Source organism: Streptomyces sp. NPDC127106, assembly GCF_042677605.1.
Taxonomy (GTDB): domain Bacteria; phylum Actinomycetota; class Actinomycetes; order Streptomycetales; family Streptomycetaceae; genus Streptomyces.
In genome coordinates this window covers 1-13792 of sequence record NZ_JBHXTC010000097.1, presented here as the reverse complement: position 1 = coordinate 13792, position 13792 = coordinate 1, and the positions used below count along the sequence as shown (strand labels likewise).

The window sequence follows — 13792 nt, the reverse complement described above, 5'->3', positions numbered from 1 at the left end:
GCGCCCTCGCCGGCGACGAGATGGCCTCCGCCGACTTCTGGGTCCGGCACGTCCGGGAAGCCGTCCGCTTCCTCGACGGCATCCGCACCCTGGAAACCGCCGGCGCAGCCACCTACCTGGAACTCGGGCCCGACGGGGTGCTCTCGGCGATGGCCCAGGACTGCCTGACCGAGGACGGCGCGGCCCGCTTCGCACCCGCCCTCCGCGCCGGCCGCCCCGAGCCCGAGACCGTGGCCACGGCCCTCGCCCTCGCCCACACCCGGGGCACCGCCGTGGACTGGGAGGCGTACTTCGCGCCGACCGGCGCACGCCAGGCCGAACTGCCCACCTACGCCTTCCAGCGCGACTGGTACTGGCTCGACTCCGCCGTCGGCGCGCAGCACGCCCCGGGCGACGCCGCCGGCTTCGGCCTCGGCGCAACCGACCACCCGCTGCTCGGTGCAGCCGTCGAACTGCCCGACTCGGACGGCTTCCTCTTCGCCGGCCGGCTGTCGACGGCCACCCAGCCCTGGCTCGCGGACCACGCCGTCCTCGGCTCGGTCCTCCTGCCCGGCACCGCCTTCGTCGAGCTCGCGGTCCGCGCCGGCGACCAGGTCGGCTGCGCGGTCCTGGAGGAGCTGACCCTGGAGGCCCCGCTGGTCCTGCCCGAGCGCGGCGGAGCCCAGCTGCGGCTCTCCCTCGCCGCGGCCGACGACTCCGGACGGCGCTCCCTGGCCCTGCACTCCCGAGACGAGGACAGCGACCCCGCCCTGCCCTGGACGCGGCACGCCACCGGCGTCCTCGCCCCCGGCACCGCCGACGCCGCGACCCCGGCGGCCGAGCTCACCGCCTGGCCGCCGGCCGGAGCCGAAGCGGTGGACCTCGACGGCCTCTACGAAGGCCTCGCCGCCGCCGGCTTCGACTACGGCCCCGCCTTCCAGGGCCTGCGCTCCGCCTGGCTGCACGGCGACGCCGTGTACGCCGAGGTGAGCCTGGACGAGGAGACCGCCGGCACGGCCGACTGGTTCGGCCTCCACCCGGCCCTCCTCGACGCCACCCTGCACGCGGCCGGACTCGGCTCCCTCGTCGAGAACACCGGCCGGGGACGGCTGCCCTTCGCCTGGAGCGGCGTCCGGCTGCACGCCGCCGGCGCCCGCGCCGTACGGGTCCGGCTGGCCCCGGCCGGCCGCGACGCGGTCGCACTGGAGCTCGCCGACCCGGCGGGCACCCCGGTCGCCTCGGTGGAATCGCTGGCGCTGCGGGAGGTCTCGCCCGAGCAGATCGGCGCCGCGGCTCGTGGCGCCCGCCCGGACTCGCTGTTCCAGGTCGACTGGACCGCCGTACCCGTCACCCCGGCCCCCGCAGCCGAGCAGCGCCCCTGGGCCCTGCTCGGGGACGGCCACCCCGGCCTCGACACCGTCGGCGTCCGCTACGAGGCCCACGACACCCTCGCGACGCTCGCGGACCCGGCGCTCGTCTGCGTCCCGCTGTCCCCGGCGACCGGAGCGCAGGACCTCGCGGGCGCGGTGCACGCCGAGACCGGACGGGCGCTGGCGCTGCTCCAGGAGTGGCTGTCGCACGAGCGGTTCGCGGACTCCCGCCTGCTGTTCCTGACGCAGGGCGCGGTGGCCGCCGTACCGGGCGAGGGTCCGTCGGACCTGGTGCACGCCGCGGTGTGGGGTCTGCTGCGGTCGGCGCAGTCGGAGCACCCGGGCCGGATCGTCCTGGCCGACACCGACGGCAGCGACGCGTCCCACCGCGCCCTGCCCGCCGTACTGGCCTCGGGCGAGTCCGAGGTGGCGGTACGCGACGGCGCCGTGCTGGTGCCGAGGCTGGCCCGTACCGCGGTCCCGGCCAGCGATCAGTCCGCCCCGGCGTGGGACGCGGACGGCACGGTGTTGGTGACGGGTGCGAGCGGTTCGCTCGGCGGGCTGTTCGCGCGGCACCTGGTGACCGGGCACGGCGTGCGGCACCTGCTGCTGGTGTCCCGTCGTGGTGAGGCGGCCGAGGGTGCTGCGGAGTTGTCGGCGGAGCTGGCGGGTCTGGGTGCCGAGGTCGCCTGGGCGGCCTGTGACGTGGCCGATCGGGACGCGCTGGCGGCCGTGGTGGCCGGCATCCCGGCCGGGCACCCGCTGACCGCGGTCGTGCACACCGCCGGCGTCCTGGACGACGGCGTGATCGGGTCGCTGACCCCCGAGCGGCTGTCGGCGGTGCTGCGTCCGAAGGTGGACGCGGCCTGGAACCTGCACGAGCTGACCCGGGACCTGGACCTCTCCGCGTTCGTCCTGTTCTCCTCCGCCGCCGGTGTGTTCGGTGGCGCCGGCCAGGGCAACTACGCGGCGGCCAACACCTTCCTGGACGCGCTCGCCGCCCACCGCCGGGCGGCCGGCCTCGCCGGCACCTCGCTGGCCTGGGGCCTGTGGTCCGAGGTCGGCGGCATGGGGGCCACCCTGGACGCCGAGGAGGTCTCGCGCCTGGGCCGCGGCGGCGTCCATGCCCTCACCGCCACCGAGGGCGTCGCCCTGTTCGACACCGCCGGCGCAATCGGGCAGGCGCTGCTGGTCCCGGTGAAGCTGGACCTGGCGGCTTTGCGCGCCCAGGCCGGCAGCGGGATGCTCCCGCCGCTCCTGACCGGCCTGGTCCGGACGCCCGCACGCCGGGCCGCGGGCACCACCGCCCCCGGCACGGACGGCGGAGCCGAACTGCGCGAGCGCCTCACCGGACTCTCGCCGGCCGCGCGCGACGAGGCCCTGCTGGAGCTGGTGTGCACCTACGTCGCGGGGGTCCTCGGCTTCGCCGGACCCGAAGCGGTCGACCCGGCACGGTCCTTCAACGAGGTCGGATTCGACTCGCTGACCGCCGTCGAACTCCGCAACCGGCTCGGCGCCGCCACCGGCGTCCGCCTGCCCGCCACCCTCGTCTTCGACTACCCGACCCCGACGGCGCTCGTCGAGTTCCTGCGCGACGAGCTCTGGCAGGACGGGGCCGCGGCGGTACCCCCGCTGCTCGCCGAACTCGACCGGCTGGAGAAGACGCTCGTCACGTCCACGCCCGACGACGCCGGCCGCGACCGCATCACCGAGCGGCTGCAGGCCCTGCTGGCCGCCTGGGGCGAGGCCGGGGCCCAGGCCGCAGGCGCCACCGCCGCCGACGGCGCCGAAGTCGCCGAGGCGCTGGAGAGCGCGACCGACGACGACCTCTTCGACTTCATCGGCAAGGAGTTCGGCATCTCATGACGCGGCCGCTCCGTTCCACCTCTCCCCACCACTCTGACTCTTCCGACTCTCTGGCTTCTGTACGAGGGATGCACGCATGAACGAGGAAAAGCTCCGGTACTTCCTGAAGCGGGTGACGGCCGATCTCCACGAGACGCGCCGCCGGCTCCAGGAGGTCGAGTCGGAGGAGCAGGAGCCGATCGCGATCATCGGGATGAGCTGCCGCTACCCGGGCGACGTCGAGTCCCCCGAGGACCTGTGGCGGCTCGTGGCGGGGGAGACCGACGCCATCTCCCCGTTCCCCACCGACCGCGGCTGGGACACGGGGGCACTGTTCGACGAGGACCCCGACGGGCGGGGCACCAGCTACGTGCAGGAGGGCGGCTTCCTGCACTCTGCCAACCGGTTCGACCCCGCCTTCTTCGGGATCTCGCCCCGTGAGGCCACGGCGATGGACCCGCAGCAGCGGCTGCTCCTGGAGATCTCGTGGGAGGCGTTCGAGCGGGCCGGCATCGACCCGACGTCGGTCCGCGGCAGCCGCACCGGCGTGTTCACCGGCGTCATGTACCACGACTACGCCTCCCGCCTGCGTGCCGTGCCCCCGGAGGTCGAGGGCTACCTCGGCACCGGCGCGTCCAGCAGCATCGCCTCCGGCCGCGTCTCGTACACGTTCGGCCTGGAGGGCCCGGCGCTGACCGTCGACACGGCCTGCTCCTCCTCCCTCGTCACCCTGCACCTGGCCATGCAGGCACTCCGCAAGGGCGAGTGCACCCTCGCCCTCGCGGGCGGTGCCACCGTCATGCCGACGCCGGGCACCTTCACGGAGTTCAGCAAGCAGCGCGGCCTGTCCTTCGACGGACGCTGCAAGTCCTTCGCGGACGCCGCCGACGGCACCGGCTGGGGCGAGGGCGCGGGCATGCTGCTCGTCGAGCGGCTCTCGGACGCCCGCCGCAACGGCCACCGCGTACTGGCGGTCATCCGCGGCTCCGCCGTCAACCAGGACGGCGCCAGCAACGGCCTGACCGCCCCCAACGGGCCCTCCCAGCAGCGGGTCATCCGCCAGGCCCTGGCCGACGCCCGGCTCACGGCCGCCGACATCGACGTCGTCGAGGCCCACGGCACCGGCACCACCCTCGGCGACCCCATCGAGGCCCAGGCGCTGCTCGCCACGTACGGCCGGGAGCACACCGAGGACCTCCCCCTGTGGCTGGGCTCCGTCAAGTCCAACATCGGCCACACCCAGGCCGCCGCCGGTGTCGCCGGCATCATCAAGATGGTCATGGCGATCCGGCACGGCCGGATCCCGAAGACCCTGCACGTGGACGAGCCGTCGACCAAGGTCGACTGGTCCGCGGGCGCCGTGTCGCTGCTGCGCGAGACCGTGGACTGGCCGGACACCGGCCGCCCGCGGCGCGCAGCCGTCTCCTCGTTCGGCATCAGCGGCACCAACGCCCACACCATCATCGAGCAGGCGCCCCCCGCGGCAGCCGCCGAACCCACCCCCGCCGACGCCGACGGCGATGCCGGCGGAGACATCGACCCTGCTGCTGCCGCCGCCGGGGCCGGGCCGCAGCCCCGTCAGGTCGTCGTCCCCCCGGCCCTTCCGTGGCCGGTGTCGGCCCGTACCGAAGAAGCCCTGCGGGCCCAGGCCGAGCGGCTGCTCACCCACCTGCGCGCCCACCCCGACCAGACGGCGCAGGACGTCAGCCTGTCCCTGGCCACCGGTCGCGCCGCCCTCGAACACCGCGCCGTCATCGTGGCCGGCGACCGGGACAAGGCCCTCGCCGACCTCGCCGCACTCGCCTCGGGCGGCATCACCTCCTCGCGGGTCGTCCTGGGCGAGGCCGGAGCCCGCGGCAGGACCGCGTTCCTGTTCACCGGACAGGGCAGCCAGCGCCTCGGCATGGGCCGCGAACTGTACGACGCCCACCCGGTGTTCGCCGACGCCCTCGACGAGGTCGGCGCCGCCCTCGACCCGCACCTCGACACCCCGCTGAAGGACGTGGTCTTCGGCGACGACGCCACCGTGCTGGACCGCACGGAGTACGCGCAGCCGGCGCTGTTCGCCGTGGAAGTGGCACTGTTCCGGCTGCTGGAGTCCTGGGGCGTGAAGCCGGACTTCCTGTCCGGTCACTCGGTCGGTGAGATCGCCGCCGCCCATGCGGCCGGCGTGCTCCCGCTGGCCGACGCGTGCGCGCTGGTCGCGGCCCGCGGGCGGCTGATGCAGGCCCTGCCCGCCGGCGGTGTGATGATCGCGGTGGAGGCGTCGGAGGACGAGGTCCTGCCGCTGCTGACCGACCGGGTGAGCATCGCCGCCGTGAACGGCCCGCGATCCGTCGTGATCGCCGGTGACGAGGACGCGGCGGCCGCGATCGCCGACTCCTTCGACGGCCGGAAGACCAAGCGCCTGACGGTCAGTCACGCCTTCCACTCGCCCCACATGGACGGCATGCTGGACGACTTCCGCCGCGCGGTGGAGGGGCTCGCCTTCGAGGCCCCGCGCATCCCGGTCGTCTCCAACCTCACCGGGGCCCTCGTCTCGGACGAGATGGCCTCGGCCGAGTTCTGGGTCCGGCACGTCCGGGAGGCCGTCCGCTTCCTCGACGGCATCCGCGCCCTCGAAGCGGTCGGCGTGACGACGTACGTCGAACTCGGCCCCGACGGCGTGCTGTCCGCCCTCGCCCAGGCCTGCCTGACCGGCGACACCGACTCCGTCGCCTTCACCCCGACCCTCCGCAAGGGAAGCCCCGAAGCGAGGACGGTCACCACCGCCCTCGCCCGGGTCCACGTCCGCGGCACCACCGTCGACTGGCACGCGTTCCACTCCGCCACCGGAGCCGAGCACGTGGACCTGCCGACGTACGCCTTCCAGCGCGAGCACTACTGGCTCGACGCCGGCACCCTCGGCGGCGACGTCACCACCGCCGGCCTCCGCTCCGCCGACCACCCGCTGCTCGGCGCCTCCGTCACCCTGGCCGACGCCGACGGCCTCCTCCTCACCGGCCGGCTGTCCCTCGCCACCCACCCCTGGCTCGCCGACCACCGCGTCGCGGGCGCCGCACTGCTCCCCGGCACGGCCTTCGTCGAGCTGGCGCTCCAGGCCGGTGAGAAGGCCGGCTGCGACCTGATCGACGACCTGACCCTCGCCGCACCGCTGGTCCTGCCCGAGGAGGGCGGCGTCGAGCTCCAGATCACGGTCGCGGCGCCCGACGCGTCGGGCCGCCGGTCCGTCGTCTTCCACTCCAGGGACGGCTTCGCCGCCGACGACGAGCCCTGGCTGCGCAACGCGACCGCGGTCCTGGCTACGGCCGGAGAGCAGCCCCCGGCGTACGACCTGACCGCGTGGCCGCCGGCCGGAGCGGAGGCCGTGGACGTCGACGCGCTGTACGACGCCCTCGCGGACTCCGGCTTCGGGTACGGGCCGGTGTTCCAGGGGCTGCGCGCCGCGTGGCGGCAGGGCGAGGCCGTGTACGCCGAGGTGAGCATCGGGGCCGAAGCCCAGCCCGGTGCCGAGCAGTTCACGATCCACCCGGCCCTCCTCGACTCCGTCCTGCACGCCATCAACCTGGGCTCCCTGGTGGAGGACACCGGGCAGGGGCGGCTGCCGTTCTCCTGGTCCGGGGTGTCCGTGTACGCAGCCGGGGCGGACAGCCTGCGCGTACGGCTCTCCCGGGCCGGCCGGGACGCGGTCCGGCTGGAGATCGCCGACGCGGGGGGCGTGCCCGTCGCCTCCGTCGACAGCCTCGCACTGCGCGCCTTCTCGCCCGAGCAGCTGGGCCGGCAGGCCCACGGACGCGGCGACTCCCTCTACCGCGTGGAGTGGGTCGAGGCCGCTGCGGCGAGCGGGTCGTTCGAGGACTGGATGCTGCTCGGCGAGGGCACACAGGCCTTCGCGGACCTCGCCGGTCTGGGCGTCGCGGTCGTCGAGGGCGGCCGGATCCCCTCGGCACTCGTCGTGCCCTGCACGGAGCCCGCCGGAGACGACGTGGCCGGTGCGGTGCACGCGGCGACGGGCCGGGTCCTGTCACTGGTCAAGGAATGGCTGGCCGACGGCCGGTTCGCGGACGGGCGCCTCGTCCTCCTGACGCGCGGCGCCGTGGCCGCCGTACCGGGCGAGGGCCCGTCGGACCTGGTGCACGCCGCAGTGTGGGGTCTGCTGCGGTCGGCGCAGTCGGAGAACCCGGGCCGGATCGTCCTGGTCGACCTCGACGCCGAAGGCGACGCCGTCGAGGGACTCTCGGCCGCGCTCGCCACGGGCGAGACCGAGGTCGCCGTGCGCGCGGGCAGGATCCTGGCACCGCGACTGGCGCGTGCCGAGGCGGCCGCCGAGGCGACGACCGCATGGGAGGCCGGGGGCACGGTGCTCGTGACCGGTGCGAGCGGCTCGTTGGGCGGGCTGTTCGCGCGGCATCTGGTGGCCGAGCGGGGTGTGCGGCGCCTGCTGCTGGTGTCCCGTCGTGGTGAGGCGGCCGAGGGTGCTGCGGAGTTGACGGCCGAGCTGGCCGGGCTGGGCGCCGCGGCGGCGTGGGCCGCCTGTGACCTGGCAGATCGCGACGCGCTGGCGGCCGTACTGGCCGGGATTCCGGCGGAGCACCCGCTGACCGCGGTCGTGCACACCGCCGGCGTCCTCGACGACGGTGTCATCGCGTCCCTGACCCCCGAGCGGCTGTCGGCGGTGCTGCGTCCGAAGGTGGACGCGGCGTGGAACCTGCACGAGCTGACCCGGGACCTCGACCTGTCGGCCTTCGTCCTGTTCTCCTCCGCCGCCGGTGTGTTCGGCGGCGCCGGCCAGGCCAACTACGCCGCCGCGAACACCTTCCTGGACGCGCTCGCCGCCGCCCGCCGCGCCGACGGCATCGCCGGTACGTCACTGGCCTGGGGCCTGTGGGCCGAGGTCGGCGGCATGGGCGACGCCCTTGACGCCGCGGACGTGTCGCGTCTGGGCCGTGGCGGTGTCGACGCGATCGGTGCGGCGGAGGGTGTGGCGCTGTTCGACGCCGCGTGCGCTGCCGGACAGGCGCTGCTGGTGCCGGTGAAGCTGGATCTGGCGGCGCTGCGCGCCCAGGCCGGCAGCGGGATGCTCCCGCCGCTCCTGTCCGGCCTGGTCCGGATGCCCGCCCGCCGGGCGAGGGGCGGCTCGGCCGCAGGCAGCGTGTTCGTCCGGCAGCTGGTGGCGCTGGCTCCGGAGGAGCAGCCGGGGGCCGTGCTGGAGCTGGTCCGCGGCCAGGTGGCTGCGGTGCTGGGCTTCGCGGGCCCCGAAGGGGTGGATCCGGCGCGTTCGTTCAGCGAGGTCGGGTTCGACTCGCTGACGGCGGTCGAGCTGCGCAACCGGCTCGGCGCCGCCACCGGTGTCCGCCTGCCCGCCACGCTGGTCTTCGACTATCCCAACCCCGCTGTCCTGGCGGAGTTCCTCCACGCCGAGCTGCTCGGTAGCCAGGAGGCGGCCGCGGCAGCCCCGGTCCCCGTCACGGTCCAGGACGACGAGCCGATCGCGATCGTGGCGATGTCCTGCCGGTTCCCCGGTGGTGTGCGGTCGCCCGAGGACCTGTGGCAGCTCGTGGTGGACGGTCGGGACGCCATCTCGGACATGCCGGACGACCGGGGCTGGGACCTTGCGGGCCTGTTCAGCGCGGACCCCGACCAGGCCGGAACGAGCTACAGCACGGCCGGTGGTTTCCTCCACGACGCCCACCACTTCGACCCGGTGTTCTTCGGCATGTCCCCGCGGGAGGCGCTGGCCACCGACCCCCAGCAGCGCCTGCTGCTGGAGGCCTCGTGGGAGGCGTTCGAGCGGGCCGGCATCGACCCGGCGAGCATGCGCGGCAGCCGCACCGGCGTCTTCGCCGGCGTCATGTACAACGACTACGGCACCCTCCTGCACCGCGCCCCCGCAGGTCTCGAAGGCTACATGGGCACGTCGAGCTCGGGCAGCGTCGCCTCCGGCCGCGTCTCCTACACCTTCGGCCTCGAAGGCCCCGCGGTCACGGTCGACACCGCCTGTTCCTCGTCGCTGGTCACGCTGCACCTGGCCGCTCAGGCGCTGCGCAACGGCGAGTGCGACATGGCGCTGGCCGGTGGTGTGACGGTGATGGCCACGCCCGGCACGTTCATCGCATTCAGCCGGCAGCGCGGCCTGGCCACGGACGGCCGCTGCAAGCCGTTCGCGGCGGCGGCCGACGGCACCGCGTGGGGCGAGGGCGTCGGCATGCTGCTGGTGGAGCGGCTCTCGGACGCCCGCCGCCACGGGCACCCGGTCCTGGCAGTGGTCCGTGGTTCGGCGATCAATCAGGACGGCGCGAGCAACGGCCTGACCGCCCCGAACGGTCCCTCGCAGCAGCGCGTCATCCGCCAGGCCCTCGCCAACGCCCGCCTGACGGCGGCCGAGGTGGACGTCGTCGAGGCCCACGGCACCGGCACCACCCTCGGTGACCCGATCGAGGCCCAGGCCCTGCTCGCCACCTACGGCCGCGAGCACGAAGCCGATGCACCGCTGTGGCTCGGGTCGATCAAGTCGAACATGGGCCACACGCAGGCCGCGGCCGGTGTCGCGGGCGTCATCAAGATGGTCCAGGCCATGCGGCACGGCATCCTGCCGAGGACCCTGCACGTCGACGAGCCCACCCCGCACGTCGACTGGTCCGAGGGTGCCGTCTCGCTCCTCACCGACACCGTGACGTGGCCGGAGACCGGCCGCCCGCGCCGCGCCGCCGTCTCCTCCTTCGGCATCAGCGGCACCAACGCCCACACCATCATCGAACAGGCACCGGACGAGACCACTGCGCCCGCCGCCCCCGCGGAGGAAGGCGCGACGCCGGCGCCGTCCGTGCTGCCGTACGTGGTGTCCGCCAAGTCGGACGAGGCGCTGCGCGCCCAGGCGGCCCGCCTGCGCACCCACTTGGAGGACGCGCCCGAAACCGGCGCGTTGGACGTGGCCTGGTCGCTGGCCACCCGCCGGGCCACCTTCGACCACCGTGCGGTGGTCGTCGCCGGGGACCGGGACGAGCTGCTGCGCGGCCTGGCCGCCCTGGAGGACGGCGACCCCGTCGCCCCCGGCGTCACGACCGGCACCGTCAGCGCCGCAGGGGCAGGGAAGCTGGCCTTCCTGTTCACCGGGCAGGGCAGCCAGCGCCTCGGGGCCGGACGCGAACTGTACGACGCCCACCCGGTGTTCGCGGCAGCCCTGGACGCCGTGTGCGAGGAGCTGGACCCGCGCCTCGAACTGCCGCTGAAGGAGGTGCTGTTCGGGTCGGACGCGCGTCTGCTCGACCGCACCGAGTACGCCCAGCCGGCGCTGTTCGCGGTCGAGGTCGCGCTGTTCCGGCTGCTGGAGTCCTGGGGGGTGAAGCCGGACTTCCTGTCCGGTCACTCCATCGGCGAGATCGTTGCCGCGCACGTCGCGGGCGTCCTCTCCCTCGACGGCGCGTGCACGCTCGTGGCCGCCCGCGGCCGCCTCATGCAGGCGCTCCCGTCCGGCGGCGTGATGATCGCCGTCCAGGCTTCGGAGGACGAGATCCGGCCGCTGCTGACCGACCGGGTGAGCATCGCCGCCGTCAACGGCCCGCGGGCCGTCGTGATCGCCGGCGACGAGGACGCGGCGGTCGCCGTCGTGGAGGCCGTACCGGGCCGCAAGCACACCCGCCTCACGGTCAGCCACGCGTTCCACTCGCCCCACATGGACGGCATGCTGGACGACTTCCGCCGGGTCGCGGAGGGACTGACGTACGCCGCCCCGCGCATCCCGGTCGTCTCCAACCTCACCGGCACCCTCGTCTCGGACGAGATGGGATCGGCCGAGTTCTGGGTCCGGCACGTCCGCGAAGCCGTCCGCTTCCTCGACGGCGTCCGCGCCCTCGAAGCCGCCGGTACCACCACCTACCTCGAACTCGGCCCCGACGGTGTGTTGTCCGCCCTCGCCCAGGCCTGCCTGACCGACCGCACCGGATCCGCCACCTTCGCCCCCACCCTGCGCAAGGGCCGCCCCGAGGCGGAAACCCTCACGGCAGCCGTCGCCCGGGCCCACGCCCGCGGCGCCGACGTCCACTGGGAGGCGTACTTCGCCGGCACCGGCGCCCGAGACGTCGACCTGCCGACGTACGCCTTCCAGCGCGAGCGGTTCTGGCTCGACGTCACCGCCGCCGCCACCGGGGACGTCACCACCGCCGGCCTCCGGTCCGCCGACCACCCGCTGCTCGGCGCCTCGGTGTCCCTGGCGGACGGGGACGGGCTGCTGCTCACCGGACGCCTGTCGGCGGCCACCCACCCGTGGCTCGCCGACCACGTGGTCATGGGTTCTGTCCTGCTGCCGGGGACTGCCTTCGTCGAGCTCGCCCTGCGGGCGGGCGAGCAGGTCGGTTGCGACCTCGTCGACGACCTGACCCTCGCCGCACCGCTCGTCCTGCCCGAGGACGGCGGCGTGGAGCTCCAGATCGCCGTCGCAGCGCCCGACGAGTCGGGCCGCCGGACCGTCGTCTTCCACTCCCGCGGGGACGCTGCCGAGGACAACGAGCCGTGGACGCGGAACGCCACCGCCGTCCTCGCCGAAGCGGCCGCCGCATCACCGGCGTTCGACCTCTCGGCCTGGCCGCCGGCCGGCGCCGAGCCCGTCCCGGTGGCCGGGCTGTACGACCTGCTGGCGGATTCCGGCTTCGGGTACGGGCCGGTGTTCCAGGGGCTGCGCGCCGCGTGGCGGCAGGGCGAGGCCGTGTACGCCGAGGTGAGCATCGGGGCCGAAGCCCAGCCCGGTGCCGAGCAGTTCACGATCCACCCGGCCCTCCTCGACTCCGTCCTGCACGCCATCGGCCTCGGCCGGCTGGTGGAGGACACGGGCGGGGGACGGCTGCCGTTCTCCTGGTCCGGGGTCTCGGTGCACTCCGCGGGGGCGGACGCCCTGCGCGTACGGCTCTCCCGGGCCGGCCGGGACGCGGTCCGGCTGGAGATCGCCGACGCGGCGGGTGCTCCCGTCGCCTCGGTCGACAGCCTGACGCTGCGCTCCTTCTCCCCCGAGCAGCTCGCGCAGGCGGCCGGCGGCCACCGCGACTCGCTGTTCCGCGTGGAGTGGGTGGAGACGTCCGTCGGCGACGGCCCCTTCGACGACTGGCTGATGCTCGGCGAGAGCACACAGGCCTTCGCTGACCTCGCCGGTCTCGGCGTGGCCGTCGTCGAAGGCGGCGAGATCCCCGCGGCGCTCGTGGTGCCGTGCACGGCACCGGCCGACGAGGACACGGCCGCCGCGGCACACGCGGCCACCGGCCGTGCCCTGGCCCTGGTGAAGGAATGGTTGGCGGACGAGCGGTTCGCCGACGCGCGCCTGGTGTTCCTGACGCGGGGCGCGGTGGCTGCCGTACCGGGTGACGGCGTGTCCGACCTGGCGCAGGCCGGAGTCTGGGGTCTGGTGCGGTCGGCACAGTCGGAGAACCCGGGACGGTTCGTCCTGGTCGACGTCGACGGCGAAGGCGACGTCGACGTGGCCGAGGGGCTCTCGGCGGCGCTGGCTTCGGGCGAGCCCGAAGCCGCGGTACGCGACGGGGCCGTGCTGGTGCCGAGGCTGGCCCGGCCCACGGCGACCGGCGACTCCTCCCCGCAGTGGGGTACGGACGGCACGGTGCTGGTCACCGGTGCGAGCGGCTCGTTGGGCGGGCTGTTCGCGCGGCATCTGGTGGCTGAGCGGGGTGTGCGGCGCCTGCTGCTGGTGTCCCGTCGTGGTGAGGCGGCCGAGGGTGCTGCGGAGTTGACGGCGGAGCTGGCGGGTCTGGGCGCCGAGGTCGCCTGGGCGGCGTGTGACGTGGCCGACCGGGAGGCCCTGGCGGCCGTACTGGCCGGGATTCCGGCGGAGCACCCGCTGACGGGTGTGGTGCACACGGCGGGTGTGCTGGACGACGGCGTGATCGGCTCGTTGACGGCCGAGCGGCTGTCGGCGGTGCTGCGTCCGAAGGTGGACGCGGCGTGGAACCTGCACGAGCTGACCCGGGACCTCGACCTGTCGGCCTTCGTCCTGTTCTCCTCCGCCGCCGGTGTGTTCGGCGGCGCCGGCCAGGCCAACTACGCGGCCGGAAACGTCTTCCTGGACTCCCTGGCCGCCCATCGCAGGGCGTGCGGTCTGGCGGGTACCTCGCTGGCGTGGGGTCTGTGGGCCGAGGTCGGCGGCATGGGGTCCACGCTCGACGCCGAGGACGTGTCGCGCCTGGGCCGTGGCGGCGTCGACGCCATCACCGCCATCGAGGGCGTTGCACTGTTCGATACGGCCTGCGCCGCCGAGCACGCGCTGCTGGTTCCGGTGAAGCTGGACCTGGCGGCGCTGCGCGCCCAGGCCGGCAGCGGGATGCTCCCGCCGCTCCTGTCCGGCCTGGTCCGGATGCCCGCCCGCCGGGCGAGGGGCGGCTCGGCCGCAGGCAGCGTGTTCGTCCGGCAGCTGGTGGCGCTGGCTCCGGAGGAGCAGCCGGGGGCCGTGCTGGAGCTGGTCCGCGGCCAGGTGGCTGCGGTGCTGGGCTTCGCGGGCCCCGAAGCGGTGGATCCGGCGCGTTCGTTCAGCGAGGTCGGGTTCGACTCGCTGACGGCGGTCGAGCTGCGCAACCGGCTCGGCGCCGCCACCGGTGTCCGCC

Annotated in this window: 2 protein-coding genes; both read left to right on the top strand. The window is 74.9% G+C overall.

Annotated features, from left to right (window positions below; genetic code table 11):
- On the top strand, positions 1 to 3215 hold a 3215-nt coding region (locus ACFVGY_RS36590), incomplete at its 5' end, for a type I polyketide synthase (protein ID WP_385686557.1).
- Positions 3216 to 3291: 76 nt separating this feature from the next.
- A partial coding sequence (locus tag ACFVGY_RS36585; RefSeq protein ID WP_385686554.1) for an SDR family NAD(P)-dependent oxidoreductase occupies positions 3292 to 13792 on the top strand: 10501 nt, incomplete at its 3' end.